The following is a 14,262-nucleotide window of genomic DNA, read 5'->3' on the forward strand; positions in this document are numbered from 1 at the left end:
AGTGTCTCTCTCAAAAATCACACTCATGACATATTATTTTGACAGACTTCTCCCTTCTTGAACGTAGAGTAAATAAAATAGAGAAGTAGTTTCGTATCATAGTCCGGTCATTTCCTGACTCAACACAACGCTTCTCTTTCTCTAAACAGACATGAAACACTTTTTCCTTTTATTTTCCCTGGTTCTCTCGTGTTCGGCCCTGGAAGCCGCACCTCTGTGGATGCGTTATCCTTCCATTTCCCCCGACGGCAAGTCCATCGCATTCACTTATAAAGGCGACATTTATACCGTTCCCTCCGAAGGAGGCAAAGCTCAACGCCTGACCACTGATCCCGCCCATGACTTTGCCCCGGTGTGGTCACCCGATAGCAGCAAGATTGCCTTCGCCAGCGACAGATACGGTAATTTCGATGTCTATCTCGTCGACGCACAAGGTGGGGCTCCGCAGAGACTCACCACGCATTCCGGAGCGGAAATCCCCTACTGCTTTACCAATGACGGACGCAACATCCTGTTTGGCGCATCAATTGCCGATCCTGCCTCCAGTATGCTCCATCCCCACTCATCGATGAAAGAATTGTACTCCGTTTCTATAAACGGAGGACGTCCGGAACAAATTCTGGCTGTTCCCGCCGAACGGGTCTCTTTCTCTCATTCCGGAACCCTCCTTCTCTACCAGGATAAAAAAGGCGGTGAAAACGAGTGGCGCAAGCATCACCAGTCCTCCATCACACGCGACATCTGGCTCTACGATACCGTCAAAAATCGCCACACCCGATTGACAAGCTTCGCTGGGGAAGACCGGGATCCCCGCTTCAGTCCGGATGACGGATACATCTATTATCTCAGCGAAAGGAGCAGTACTTTCAATGTCTGGCGCTTTGCCCTCAACAACAAACAGCAAGCTCCGGAACAAGTCACGAATTTCAAAACCCATCCCGTCCGCTTTCTCTCCATCGCCAATAACGGGACTCTCTGTTACGGATATAACGGAAACATTTATATCCAACCCCAGGGTGCTGCCGCCCAACCGGTCAAGGTATCCATTACCGGAGACATTTCCCAGGAAGAGAAGGAAACACTCTCTGTAGGAATGAAGAACGGTACCATCTCGGAAGACGGAAAACAGATAGCTTTCGTCAACCGCGGAGACATCTTCGTCACATCCGCTTCTTATCCCACGACCAAGCAGATCACCACAACTCCAGAACAGGAAAGTTCACCCGCCTTCTCTCCCGATGCCCGGACGCTTGCCTATACCTCGGAGCGCGACGGTAGCAGGAATATTTACCTGGCCAAAATTGCCCGCAAGGAAGACCCCGACTTCCCCAACGCGATGGTCATTCATGAAAAACCGCTCATTAACAATAATAAACATGAACGGGAACTCCCTCAATTCTCCCCAGACGGCAAGGAAGTGGCCTTCATTGAAGACCGAAGCCGCCTGATGGTCATGAATCTCAAGACGGGGAACGTCCGCCAGATCACGGATGGAGCGACCACCTATTCCACCAGCGGACAAATCGACTATGAATGGTCTCCCGACGGTAAATGGTTTACTCTGGCCTACACCAGCAATCACCATGACCCCTACACCGATATTGGCATCGTCAGTGCCGATGGAGGAGGGAAAGTTATCAACCTCACCAATAGCGGCTACACGGACACCAACCCCCGATGGGTCCTCGGCGGAAACGCCATCCTGTTCCATTCCGAACGCTACGGCATGCGCAACCATGCCTCCTGGGGATCCCTGACTGACGCCATCCTGATTTTCCTAAATCAGGAAGCTTACGAGCAATTCAATATGAGCAAGGAGGAAAAAGAACTTTTACTGGGTTCTGACAAGGAATCCGAGTCAAAGGAAAAGAAGAAAAAAACTGTCGCTCCTATCAAGATCGAGTTGAAAGATCTTGACGAAAGACTCGTCCGTCTCACCCCCGCATCCAGTCAGTTGGGGGACGCCATCCTCGATAAAAAAGGAGAACAACTCTACTACATTTGTGCTTTCCAAAAAGGCTTCGATCTATGGCAGTTGGATCTTCGAAACCGTTCGGCAAAAATCATTCGTCCGGACGTTTCCCCGTCTTCCCTGCAATGGGACAAAAAAATGTCCATGCTTTTTATCCTTGGAACAAAACCCGCTTGGATGAAGGCGGAAAACAATGCCTTCACATCCATTTCAGCCAAGGCTGAACGAGCCATCGACATGGCAGCCGAACGTTCCGCCATGTTCAAACATGTCTGCCGGGAAGAACAAAAACGGTTCTACACGGAAAACATGCACGGAGTCGATTGGAAAGCCATGCAAGCCAATTACGCCCGATTCCTGCCTCATATCAACAACAACTACGATTTTGCGGAAATGGTCAGCGAACTCCTCGGTGAGTTGAACGTATCCCACACGGGATGCTCCTACAGAAAGCCCTCCAGCCTGAGTAACGACGAAACGGCGGAACTCGGACTCTTTATCGATCAGGATTACACGGGAGACGGGCTTCGCATTCAGGAAGTTATCCGCCAGGGGCCTTTTGATAAATCACACCTCGATGTTCGTCCCGGAGATATTCTGGAAACAATCAACGGTACCTTTATCCCATCAGGCATGGACTACTTCCCGCTCCTGAACCACAAGGCAGGGAAAAAGGTTCTGGTTTCCCTTTACCGTCCGGAAACGCAGGAACGCTTTGAGGAAGTCATCATTCCCATTTCCCGCAGCAAGCAGAATTCCCTTCTCTACTCCCGCTGGGTCAAACAGTGTGAAGAAGAAGTGGACCGCCTCTCCGGCGGGCGTCTCGGCTACGTTCATATCCAGGCCATGGGAGATCCCAGTTTCCGTTCCATTTACTCCGCAATCCTCGGTAAGTACAATGACCGCGAAGGTATTGTCATCGATACCCGGTTCAACGGAGGAGGGCGGTTGCACGAAGATATCGAGGTACTCTTCAGCGGAAAGAAATACTTCACTCAAGTCATTCGCGGCAAGGAAGCATGCGACATGCCCAGCCGCCGCTGGAACAAACCCTCGATCATGCTGACCTGCGAAGCAAACTACTCCAATGCCCACGGTACTCCTTGGGTTTACCGCCACCAAGGCATTGGCAAACTCGTCGGCATGCCCGTACCCGGAACCATGACCAGTGTCTGCTGGGAACATCTGCAAGACTCCTCGCTCGTGTACGGTATTCCTATCATCGGTTACCGGCTTGACGACGGTTCCTATCTTGAAAATACTCAGCTCGAACCCGATATCAAAGTCGCCAACTCTCCTGAAAAAATCGTTGCCGGCAGAGACGAACAACTGGAAATCGCCGTGAAGGCTCTCCTTCAAGATATCGACAAGCCCAAACAACGACAGGGCAAACTCCCCTAAACCGGATTCTTCCGACTGGCATTGTTCCCTTTCTTCCGCGCCTGAACGAATTCTACGTCGTTCAGGCGCTATTGTTCCTTGCCACATCATGATTTCATTCAAGCATCAAGATGGGATTCAATTAATTTTTTAATTATTTTTTGGAAGAACATCTTTGACTTTATCTTTTAGAGGACTTAATGGTAGTTTCATGTTTGAGAAAAATCGCAAACTCATCGTTGGAGTGTGTATTTTTGTGAGCGTTATCATCATCAGCTCTCTCTGCCTGATCCTCAGGGAGAACAATTTAAGCTATTTGGAGCAACAGAGAGCGCTATGGAACGAGCTCAACTCCCTCATACCTCTCCACTACAGAATCGATACGGATAAATCACATTATATGTATTCTTTCACTCAACGAAACATCAGGCTGGAGCACAACCTATCATCTATGCCTGCGTTCATGAAAAACAACTATGAGTACAATCAAAAGGTAAACGATATAACGAAGCGCCTTACTGACAACAACACAACACTGGCAGACAAGGCAACATCCTTCCCCATTACCATCCCGGATACTCCATCCCCGTCACTCCCCCTCTCCGGATTAACAGAGCATGAATTGGAGAAATTAACTTTGGAGGGTAATCGAGAAGCCAGCCTGATTATCATCGCCCGCAAATCCCCTCCCACAAGCTCTATTCAGACTCATATCGTCAAAAATTCACTTCACATCAACCGACTTGTACCCGGACAAAATCCGGAGAAAAATTTCTTCTCTCATTTACAACAAGCAATCATCCAGATCAATGATCTTTCGTCCACACAAAAAACACGTTCATCTGGAGACAAGTTCTCTCAAGTTAATTACAAAAATCTCCCCGGTTATTCAACCTTCCAGGAAAAACTGAGAGAAGGGGATTTATTATCCTATCTCGCGTTCAAGAGTATTCTCTCCCCAGTTACATACACCATGGCAAGCCATGATGAAATCATACAGGAAGAAAAAATGCTCATGGAAAGCCTGAGAGCTCGGAGCCAGGACAAATACGATTTGGCCTCCGCTCTCTTACTATGCAGGAATTCCCCAATGGGCTTTTATGGGATGAAAATTGATGATGAATTTAACAATAGACTAAGAATATACAAACAAATCGTAATGGATTATCCGGCATTGGCTGGAAGTACCATTCAAAATATCGTCTCCTTTCTGTTTTTCGATTACAGCAGTGCCACTTCCGTTAAAAAATTCCGGCAAGCTTCCGAGGCTCTGAGAAAAGCAGCCAGACAAGGAAACATGGAAGCCATGTTTCTTTGGCTCACCCGAGGAATCACTTCCCTGGATCGTTTCACCCGCGAAGACTGGGAGGAAATCGACACGTACCGCAAAGTGCTTTTGAAAGCCGGATACGCACCTTACCTTGAAACATTTATCAACAAACAAGAAACTCTTGATATCAACCTGTTCAAATCCATCTATCCAGACACCACATACCGATCCATCAGCAAACGCTGCCAGAAAGTATTGGAAGCAAGAAATTGATTATCTTGCTCCCACTCCACTCTTTGCCTCTCTCTTATTTTATATTTCGACAATTTCGTCGATTTTCAGAGCCCGGCACCTCGTCTTCTCATTGACCTGCCAGGTTGCGGACACATGGAAATGAGCGAAATACCATTCGGAAGGCTGGAGCTTTTCCATCAGATCCATCAGTAAATTGCGTTCCTTGGGCAGATCAAACCTTAAATCCGGATCACGATCCAAGAGTCCCGGATTCGCTTCCTTCAACGAGGGTTCGGATGGAGGCAACAACCCGACGTGAGTCAAAAGGATATCTATCTTGCCGGCATGAGCAGCCACAAACTCCCCATTCCATGGAATCACCTCATCCTCCCACCAACCTCTACCCGGAGCGCGGAATGACCGATCCACACTAACGCCTCCGCCCACGGCCAGAGCCCGACGTCCATTCAACAGCAGTTCAGAATAATCCGACAGAAGATGAAAGTATTCTCCAACCGGAGGATTGCGAAACATGGCAGGATCGTCATGATTTCCACGAAGACAGTACACATGATTGCCGGTCTCCCTAGCCATTTCTTCCAGCACTTCCCGGTAACGGGGCACAAATCCAAAACCGCAATCTCCCAGCTGGATCAGGCTGATGCCCGTCCGTGAGCGTAAGAATTTCTCCAGAGCTTCCGGCTTCCCATGAATATCTCCCATGAGAAAGCAGGGAGTATCAATAATCATCATAAGCGTTCCCTTTCGGAACATCCTACCCGAATCAGTCAAACATGGAAAGAATGCTTTCAATCTATTTTTTTCCTCGTCAGAAAATTCATTTCCATACACCTCCAACCAACAGGAACGAACAGGAGAACACGAAGCTGCGAAAAATCACCCAGGTCGGCATTCCCGGCATCTGTAATCCAGGTACACCCAGACGCATCCCCCTCAAAAGCCATCGGATCTCACAGCAAAACTCTCCTTGAGTCGGATTTGTTTTCAATTTTGGAACATTTACCCGGTAAGAAATAACGTGCGATATTAACTTCTCCTTCTCCGTCATCTCGGATCCCGTATTCCTATCCACCAACAAATAACGGTGAAAGGTTCCGAAAACATGATCCTTTGATTCATCGAATTCAAGAGTTCTTCATTTCATTCCGCACCATTAGCTACAACTCTTCCGAATTATCTCTCCAAAACGGTAAAAACAGTGAAATACTAAAGTATTTTTTTAACGTAATTTTAGATCCTGTTCGCCGGTTTTCTCTACAGCGGATCAAATGTTTGTAAAAAAAAGTTACAATTCCAATAAATCAAATAGTTTTGCACATTTGACATCTCACTCATCACACCAATTAACACTTAACAATAAATGTATTATGTAAAAACAAAACAGAACACGAGCACATCGATATTACACAAAGTTATTCTTTAGCTCGCCAGATTCTGTTTTTTTTCGTAAGAAGTAGGAAATCACACCGTACTAAGATACGATCATTTTACATAACACACTTATGAGCTTATCTATCAAACCCGCCAGCGCCTGCCGCTGGGACATCGTTTCCCTCGGAGAAGTCATGTTGCGCCTTGATCCCGGAGAAGGCCGCATTCACACGACTCGCACGTTTAAAGTTTGGGAAGGAGGAGGCGAATATAACGTAGCCAGGGGACTCCGCCGCTGCTTCGGTTTAAGAGGCGCCGTCGTCACTGCCATTTGCGATAATCCCGTCGGTCGCCTGCTGGAAGATTGCATGCTCCAAGGGGGGCTTGACCTGGATTATGTTGCCTGGACGCCCTTCGACGGCATTGGCCGTGATTGCCGCGTCGGCCTCAACTTCACGGAACGCGGCTACGGAGTCCGCGCTGCAGTCGGATGTTCCGACCGAGGTCTGAGCGCTGCGAGCCAGATGAAGCCGGGCGATGTGGATTGGGACAAGCTTTTCGGAGAAGAAGGAGTCCGTTGGTTCCATACGGGCGGGATTTATGCCGGACTTTCCGAAACGACGAGTGCCGTCGTTCTGGAAGCCGTCCAGGCCGCCCGTAGACACGGCACTATCGTTTCCTACGACCTCAACTACCGTCCTTCTCTCTGGAAGAGTATCGGCGGCCAGGCCCGCGCCCAGGAAGTCAACCGCGCCATCGCCCCTTTTGTTGACGTCATGATCGGCAATGAAGAAGACTTCCAGGCATCGCTCGGTCTCACGATTGAGGGCTCCACGGATGATTTCGCCCATATCGACCAGAATGCCTACCAAAAAATGATCCGCCTGGCCGTCAAGGAATTCGGATTCAAGGCAGCAGCCACCACCCTGCGCGTCGCCCGTACGGCAACCTTTAACGATTGGGCTGCCATGCTATACTACGATGGCGAATTCTACGACTCCATTTCCCTTCCGAATCTGGAAATCCTCGATCGCGTCGGAGGCGGAGACTCCTTTGCTTCAGGCCTCATTTACGGTTTCCTGGCCGACAAAGGCCCCCAATACGCCGTCAATTGCGGCTGCGCTCACGGAGCCCTGGCCATGACCACTCCCGGCGATACATCGACGGCATCGCTCTCCGAAGTCGAACGAGTCATGAAAGGCGGCACAGCCCGCGTCAACCGCTAACCCATTCCTACGACCATGATTGAAAGTTGGAGATGGTACGGACCATCAGACCCCATCACGCTACGCGACATCAGGCAGGCCGGCATTTCCGGCATCGTCAACGCTCTCCACGAAGTCCGCTGCGGTGACTTGTGGACGGAAGAGGCTGTTGCCGAACGCGTTAAAATGATTGAAGCAGCCGGTATGAAATGGGTTGTAGCGGAAAGCATCGCCGTCCATGAGGATATCAAAACCCGTTCCGGCAACTGGCAACACTACATTGAAGTTTACAAGCAAAGTCTTCGCAACCTCGCCAAGGGAGGAGTCAAAGTCGTATGCTACAACTTCATGCCTGTCCTGGACTGGACGCGTACCGATCTCGTCTGGCAATTGCCGGACGGCAGTAGCGTCCTGAAGTGCGATGCCGATGAAGTTGCAGTTTTCGACATCTTTATCCTGAAACGGGCAGGCGCAGAAAAGGACTACGATCAAGACACGCTGGCACGTGCGCAAAGCCGCTTCGAATCAATGACGGACGAGCAGAAAAAACAACTCAGTGATTCCATCCTGCTCGGACTCCCCGGTACTGTAGACGACCTGACGCCGGATCAATTCAAGGAAATGCTGGCTCGTTACGAAGGGATCGACGATGCCCGTCTCCGCCGCAATCTGTACGATTTCCTCAACGAAATCATGCCAGTCTGTGAAGAGACCGGAATTCGCATGGCTATCCATCCGGACGATCCGCCCCGTCCGATCTTCGGATTGCCGCGCATCATGAGCGACGAGGCAGACATGGAACAACTTATCCGGGAAGTCCCGTCCATGCACTCGGGCTTCACTCTCTGTACGGGTTCGCTGGGAGGTCTCCGCAGCAATGCCCCGCACTTGCTAATGGAAAAATTCGCCGACCGCGTCTATTTCGCCCACTTCCGCAACACTGTCTATGACGGAGAGAATCCCGATACCTTCCGCGAATCGGGGACCCATCTTTGCGGTCACACGGACATGGCCTATGCCATGCAGTGCCTGATCAACGAAGAAGCCCGCAGGCGCGAAACCGGCGAAGAATGTGCGGAAATTCCCGTCCGCCCGGACCATGGCAAGCTCATGGACATCGATCTGGAAAAACACTGCTACGCCGGATATTCGTACGGCGGACGCGTCATCGGCATAGCCGAATTGCGAGGCCTGGCTTTTGGACTGGCATCCAGCCGTCCCCTGGTCGGTAAAGTAGCCGTTGTCACGGGAGCCGCCGGAGTCCTCTGCTCCGTCATGGCCCGCAGTCTCCTGAAGGCGGGAGCCAAGGTAGCCCTTCTTGGCAGGACAGAATCCAAACTCGTCGCACTCCAGCAACAACTGGCGGAAGAAGGCCTGACTCAGACGATCATCCTCGCAGCAGACGTCCTTGACAAGGCGGCCTTGGAACAGGCTTGCGACAAATTGGTTGCCGCCTGGGGCAAACTCGACATCCTTCTCAACGGAGCCGGAGGCAACGATCCGCGCGGGACTACACCCGCCGAACAATGCACCCCGGACACTCCGGAAAAGGACGGATTCTTCGGCATGGATATGGAAGGCTTCGAGTACGTTAACCGCCTGAACATGATCGGGACGATCCTGCCCTCGCAGATCTTCGGCAAACTGTTGACGAAGACCCAAGGTACCATCGTCAACATCTCCTCCATGGCCGCCTTCCTGCCCCTCACCAAAGTCGGTGCCTACGGTTCCGCCAAAGCTGCCGTAGAGAATTTCACCAAGTGGCTTGCCACACATCTGGCCCCCATGGGCATCCGCGTCAATGCCATTGCTCCCGGTTTCTTCATCACCAACCAGAATCGCTTCCTGATGATGGAACAGGATGGAGTTACTCCTACGGCCCGAGGTAAAAAAGTAATCGCCAAAACACCGATGCGCCGTTTCGGTGAACCGGAAGACCTGTGCGGTGCCCTCAAGTTCCTCGTGTCCAATGAAGCCGGATTCATCACCGGCATTACCATCCCCGTCGACGGCGGGTTCCTCGCCTTCTCCGGCGTTTAACAGCATTCCCCTCCTGTATTTATATCATGATCACAGACGATTTCCTGCTTGATACGCCGCAGGCTCGCACCCTCTTCCACGAGTATGCGGAAAACCTGCCTATTATCGACTACCATTCACACCTGGACCCCGTAGCTATTGCAGAAAACAAACAGTTCTCCAACATCGCCCAGATATGGCTGGATGGAGACCACTATAAATGGCGCGCCATGCGTACCAACGGCATTCCGGAACAATTCTGTTCCGGCAATGCGTCCGACCGGGAAAAATACAATGCCTGGGCAAAAACTGTTCCCCTTCTCATTCGCAACCCCCTTTATCATTGGACACATCTGGAACTTCGCCGTCCCTTCGGCATCACCGGAGTCCTCTTCGGGCCGGATACAGCCGACGCGATCTGGGACCAAACAGCCGCCATGCTCCAAGCCGGAGACATGGGGGTCCGGGACATTCTGCGTGCCATGAAAGTCGAAACCGTCTGTACGACGGACGATCCTGCCGATAACCTGGAGGCTCATGCCCGTATCGCAGCATCGAACTGTTCCACCAAAGTCCTGCCGACCTTCCGCCCGGACAAGGCAAGAGCACTCAAGGACGTCAAGACATGGAATACCTGGACGGGACGCCTCGAACAAGCTGCCGGCAAAGAGCTCGACTCGCTGGAAGCCTTCAAACAAGCCCTCTCCGACAGGCACGACTATTTCGCCGCCCACGGTTGTAAGCTCTCCGACCATTCCCTCGAATTCATGGATGAAGAATCGCTGTCCGACGAGGAAGCGGCCGCTATCTTCTCCGCAGCACGCCAGGAACAGGAAATCGCCGTCAAAGACGCCGAACGCTTCTCCAACTATATGATTGACTTCTTCGCCGATCTGGATGCCCGTTCCGGCTGGGTGCGCCAGCTCCACGTCGGAGCCTTGCGCAACCCGAACGGAGAAGCCCTCCGAACGCTTGGTCCGGATACCGGGTTCGACAGTATCGCCGATTTCAACTACGCCTCTCCCCTTGCCAAAATCCTGGATCGTTCCGCGCAAAAAGGAGCCCTGCCCCGTACCATCCTATACAACCTCAATCCACGAGACAATGCCCTCATGGCTGCTCTCTGCGGTAGTTTCCAGGACGGTTCCAGCCCCTGCAAAATGCAATACGGAGCCGCCTGGTGGTTCCTGGACCAGATGGACGGCATGATCAACCACCTCGAAACTCTTAGTCAACTTGGGACTCTCTCCCGCTTCGTCGGCATGCTGACGGACAGCCGGAGTTTCCTCAGCTACACGCGCCACGAATACTTCCGCCGCATTCTATGCCGCGTTCTCGGGCGCGACATGGTCGGAGGACTCATTCCGGACGATATGGAGCTCATCGGCACCATGGTCAGTGATATTTCTTACTTTAACGCTAAAAACTATTTTAACTTCTAAATCATGAAAACTATTATCGAGGCTCTTTCCTCTCTCAAACTCGTTCCCGTCGTTGTTCTCAACGATCCGGATAAAGCCGTCCCTCTGGCACGTACGCTTGTGGACAACGGATGCAACGGCATCGAAATTACCTTCCGCACGGAAGCTGCCGAAGAATCCATTGTCCGCATCGCCCGGGAAGTCCCTGAAATGCTGATCGGAGCAGGTACCCTGCTCACTCCCGATCAAGTCGTCCGAGCCAAAAAAGCCGGAGCCACCTTCGGCGTTTCTCCCGGTTTCGATCCCGTCGTCGTCAAGGCAGCCCAGGAAGACGGACTGCCTTTTGCCCCCGGCATTGCCACAGCATCGGAAATCTGCCAGGCCCTCACAATGGGGTGCCTTTTCCAGAAGTTCTTCCCGGCGGAACCGGCGGGCGGTCCCAAAATGCTGAAGGCCATCCTGGCCGCCGTACGCCACACGGGCATCCGCATCATGCCGACGGGAGGGATCAATGCCGACAACATCGCCAACTGGCTCTCCATTCCGGAAGTTGTCGCCTGCGGCGGTTCCTGGATCTGTGAAGCATCCCTGATTGATACCTCCAACTGGGAAGAAATAGGACGACGCACACGAGAAGCCCTCGCTGCCATCCGCTAAACTTTCTCTGTATTATTTTAGGGGCTGTTCCGCACAAACAAGCGGAGCAGCCCCTTTTCGTTTATCATTTATTTCAAAGATCGCATCCTGAATTCGACCTATTCGGAAGGAGTTTCGCCCTCATCAAGTCCGAGGTAGCACCCGGGATAGTTCTTGGTCGGCTGCCAGTGTTCCCATTTTTTCAACTGGCCCTTGGTAGAATTATTGATAGGAAGTTTCCAGGTTTCAAAGAAGAGGGTCAAATCCTTCTGAAGCACTTTACCGAAATTCTTCATCACCCAGTTCCACTTTTCATCATCCGATGTCTTGTCGTTCTTGTAGGGATGCTTGATGTAAGCCTTGTTCACTTCACGGAACGATTCACAACCGAAATGATACATGATTTCACCCCATAGGAACAACTGGGTCCCGTTTTCGGCATCATTGTATCCGGCCGTCTTGTTTGTCAAATACGTACACATGTCCGGAGCCATCACATCCGGGGACATGCCGCGGACAGCATAGGGTTTCTTTCCGACTCCCATCACCTCGCATACGAGCGAGAAGATGTTGACGGATACCTCCGTCTGACCTTCCATCGCAAAGGGTGCTCCCTGATGGTTATGCCCCAGTTCATGCCAAAGCCCCCAACTCCCTTCCGTCAAAATGGAACCGTCCGCTACGGCATCCGCCCAGCTCATATACCCCATGGCAGGATAACCCGAATGTCCGAAACCTACGGAAATCTGCCGGTCAACGACAAAACGCATGGGAGTACGAATACGGTCGGTCATATCATCCCAGCCGGCCACCCAGTCCTCAAGAGCCATGCATTTCTGAAGAAGTTCCGCAACTTCCTTGATCTTGACGCATTCCTTTAATTTTTTCGTCGGCATGGTGAAAACCAACCGGGGCATGCGGATTTCTCCCCAGGGAGCCTTTGTCTGAGCAAGCTGTTCCTGCCATTGTTCGGGGGTCGTTTCTCCCATGATGTAGAGAGGAGCGGGAATTGCTCCGGAAATTTTCACCTTGAACGTCTTGGCTTGTTTGTTGCGTTTATTCACGCAGACATACACCAAGCCGCCGCTGGGATCAGCCAAATGCACTCTGGCCTTGTTGACGCCCGTACTGTTGCCGATAATTGGCAGACGCGCCCATTCCGTCGTCTTCTCATTCATCAGGTTGTCCGTATGACAACCGATACGGACACTCAACTGCCCCTTGGGAGCACTACCGGAAAACGAGAAGGTTACCTTGGCCCCGGGAGGAGCATACAATCCCGTACTGTGCCAGCCTCCGATGGAAGAATCGATTTCCACTGTTCTCGTCACCAATTCGGCTCCTTCATCGGGCAATCCGGGAAAATCCTTGGCGGACGGACTCGCCTTAATCCGAGAATCCTGTCCTCTCCATTTCTGATAAGTTTCCACCATTTCCGCCGCTTTGGAACGATCCTTCCACTTTGAAGACTCCGTCGGGAAATCGGTCAATTCCGTATATTTATCGGCGGATTCCCAAGACCACGTCCCGATCACCTTGTCCTCATTCATGGGAATCTTGTCCGCGGATTTGGGGTAAAACTTGCTCAAATCGGGCATCTTATTCTCGAAAGGCTTGGGAAAATCCGACTTGCGAAGCGCATCAAAGTCCGGTTCCTCCTGGCTGCCTTCGTCTTGTTCTGCCTTGCGTGCCGCATCTTCTTCGGCCTGGCGGCGGGCTTCTTCCTCCTCCGCTTTCCTGCGGGCCTCTTCCTCCTGTTGTTTTTTCAGAGCTTCCTTCTTGGCTTCATCAGCCTTGCGGCGTGCTTCCTCGCTCATTTTCCTCTGGCGTTCCAGCTTCTCCTTGCGGCGTGCTTCCGCCTGCTGGGCAATACGCAGGTTTTCCTGGCGCACTTTTTCCTGCTGGGCTTTTTTCTTTTCCGCCTGTTCAATGCGGGCTGCCCTATCCCTCTCCTGTTTATTCTGGTAGACATAATAAGCTCCCCACAGGATCGCACCAATCATAACAATCACCAAAAAGGAGGCGATGGCGCCTCCCCGGAACACGTGGCGGGAAAAGGATCTGTTCTTCATACTAGCAAATAAGGGAACCCGTTAATACATGGCATATTGAGGCCCTCCTGTCAAATTGAATCCTCGCCCGCAAATCCGGCAACTACTTCTAGATGAAAGCATCGCTCTTTGACTGCCTTGTCAGAACGATTTCTTCCAAATGCCTCCTGTATGGCATATTCCTCACAAAAAAACCTCCCCTCTGCAACATGCAGAAAGGAGGTTGTAGAAAAGAAATCCGGCTTATTCGACCGGAAGGATACTTATGCAGTAGCCGTCGTCGCAGTAGCGGCAACTTCTTCCGTCTTCTCTTCACGGGGAAGATCGATAATTTCGATCATACCCATGGGAGCGGAGTCGCTCATGCGCTGTCCCAGCTTGACGATGCGGCAGTAACCGCCGGAACGTTCGGCACAGGCCGTAGCAACGGCGCCGAAAAGCACCTTGACGGCTTCCGTGTTGTGAATCGTACCGATGGCCAGGCGGCGGGCATGCAGGTCGCCGCGCTTGCCGAGCGTAATCAGCTTTTCAACATAGGGCCGCAGGGCCTTGGCCTTGGCAAGCGTCGTCGTAATGCGGCCATGCAGGATCAGGCTGACTGCCTGATTGGCAAGCAGAGCGCGACGGTGGGAAGCATTGCGCTGAAGTTTGGAGATTTTACGTCCGTGTCTCATGGTAATGT

Annotated in this window: 9 protein-coding genes and 1 pseudogene; 7 read left to right on the top strand and 3 right to left on the bottom strand. The window is 51.7% G+C overall.

Annotated elements, in window-relative coordinates; all coding sequences use genetic code 11:
- The first annotated feature begins 151 nt into the window (after window positions 1-151).
- Complete coding sequence (locus QET93_RS11925) at window positions 152-3,373, top strand: S41 family peptidase (protein ID WP_280132175.1); 3,222 nt, start codon at window positions 152-154, stop codon at window positions 3,371-3,373.
- Window positions 3,374-3,815: 442 nt separating this feature from the next.
- On the top strand, window positions 3,816-4,895 hold the full coding sequence (locus tag QET93_RS11930; RefSeq protein ID WP_280132176.1) for a hypothetical protein: 1,080 nt from the start codon (window positions 3,816-3,818) through the stop codon (window positions 4,893-4,895).
- A gap of 39 nt (window positions 4,896-4,934) precedes the next feature.
- On the opposite strand, the gene QET93_RS11935 is transcribed toward QET93_RS11930, so the two are convergent.
- A complete protein-coding gene (locus tag QET93_RS11935; protein ID WP_280127306.1) occupies window positions 4,935-5,609 on the bottom strand; it encodes a metallophosphoesterase in 675 nt (224 codons plus the stop codon).
- A gap of 770 nt (window positions 5,610-6,379) precedes the next feature.
- Here QET93_RS11935 and QET93_RS11940 point away from each other — a divergent pair.
- The 5 genes and pseudogenes from QET93_RS11940 to eda all read left to right on the top strand — a co-directional run bounded on the left by QET93_RS11940 (window position 6,380) and on the right by eda (window position 11,550).
- Window positions 6,380-7,474 carry a sugar kinase gene (locus QET93_RS11940; protein ID WP_280127307.1) on the top strand — a complete coding sequence of 365 codons (1,095 nt, stop codon included), beginning with the start codon at window positions 6,380-6,382 and terminating at the stop codon, window positions 7,472-7,474.
- A gap of 15 nt (window positions 7,475-7,489) precedes the next feature.
- A pseudogene (gene uxuA, locus QET93_RS13255) lies at window positions 7,490-8,647 on the top strand (mannonate dehydratase); the annotation flags it as partial.
- Complete coding sequence (locus QET93_RS13260) at window positions 8,636-9,493, top strand: SDR family oxidoreductase (protein ID WP_345783080.1); 858 nt, start codon at window positions 8,636-8,638, stop codon at window positions 9,491-9,493. The pseudogene uxuA and the gene QET93_RS13260, both read left to right, overlap by 12 nt.
- A gap of 26 nt (window positions 9,494-9,519) precedes the next feature.
- Window positions 9,520-10,914: a glucuronate isomerase gene (uxaC, locus tag QET93_RS11950; RefSeq protein ID WP_280132178.1), complete on the top strand. Its 1,395-nt coding sequence runs from the start codon at window positions 9,520-9,522 to the stop codon at window positions 10,912-10,914.
- A gap of 3 nt (window positions 10,915-10,917) precedes the next feature.
- Window positions 10,918-11,550 (top strand): bifunctional 4-hydroxy-2-oxoglutarate aldolase/2-dehydro-3-deoxy-phosphogluconate aldolase, encoded by a 633-nt coding sequence (gene eda / locus QET93_RS11955; protein ID WP_280132179.1) that lies wholly within the window; start codon window positions 10,918-10,920, stop codon window positions 11,548-11,550.
- Window positions 11,551-11,648: 98 nt separating this feature from the next.
- Here eda and QET93_RS11960 read toward each other — a convergent pair whose 3' ends face one another.
- Together QET93_RS11960 and rplQ are read right to left on the bottom strand one after the other, a co-directional pair.
- Window positions 11,649-13,601: a M60 family metallopeptidase gene (locus QET93_RS11960; protein ID WP_280132180.1), complete on the bottom strand. Its 1,953-nt coding sequence runs from the start codon at window positions 13,599-13,601 to the stop codon at window positions 11,649-11,651.
- A 242-nt stretch (window positions 13,602-13,843) separates the two neighbouring features.
- A complete protein-coding gene (rplQ, locus tag QET93_RS11965; RefSeq protein ID WP_280127312.1) occupies window positions 13,844-14,254 on the bottom strand; it encodes a 50S ribosomal protein L17 in 411 nt (136 codons plus the stop codon).
- Window positions 14,255-14,262: the final 8 nt, after the last annotated feature.

Origin of the sequence: Akkermansia sp. N21116, from assembly GCF_029854705.2 — a bacterium.
Classification (GTDB): domain Bacteria; phylum Verrucomicrobiota; class Verrucomicrobiia; order Verrucomicrobiales; family Akkermansiaceae; genus Akkermansia.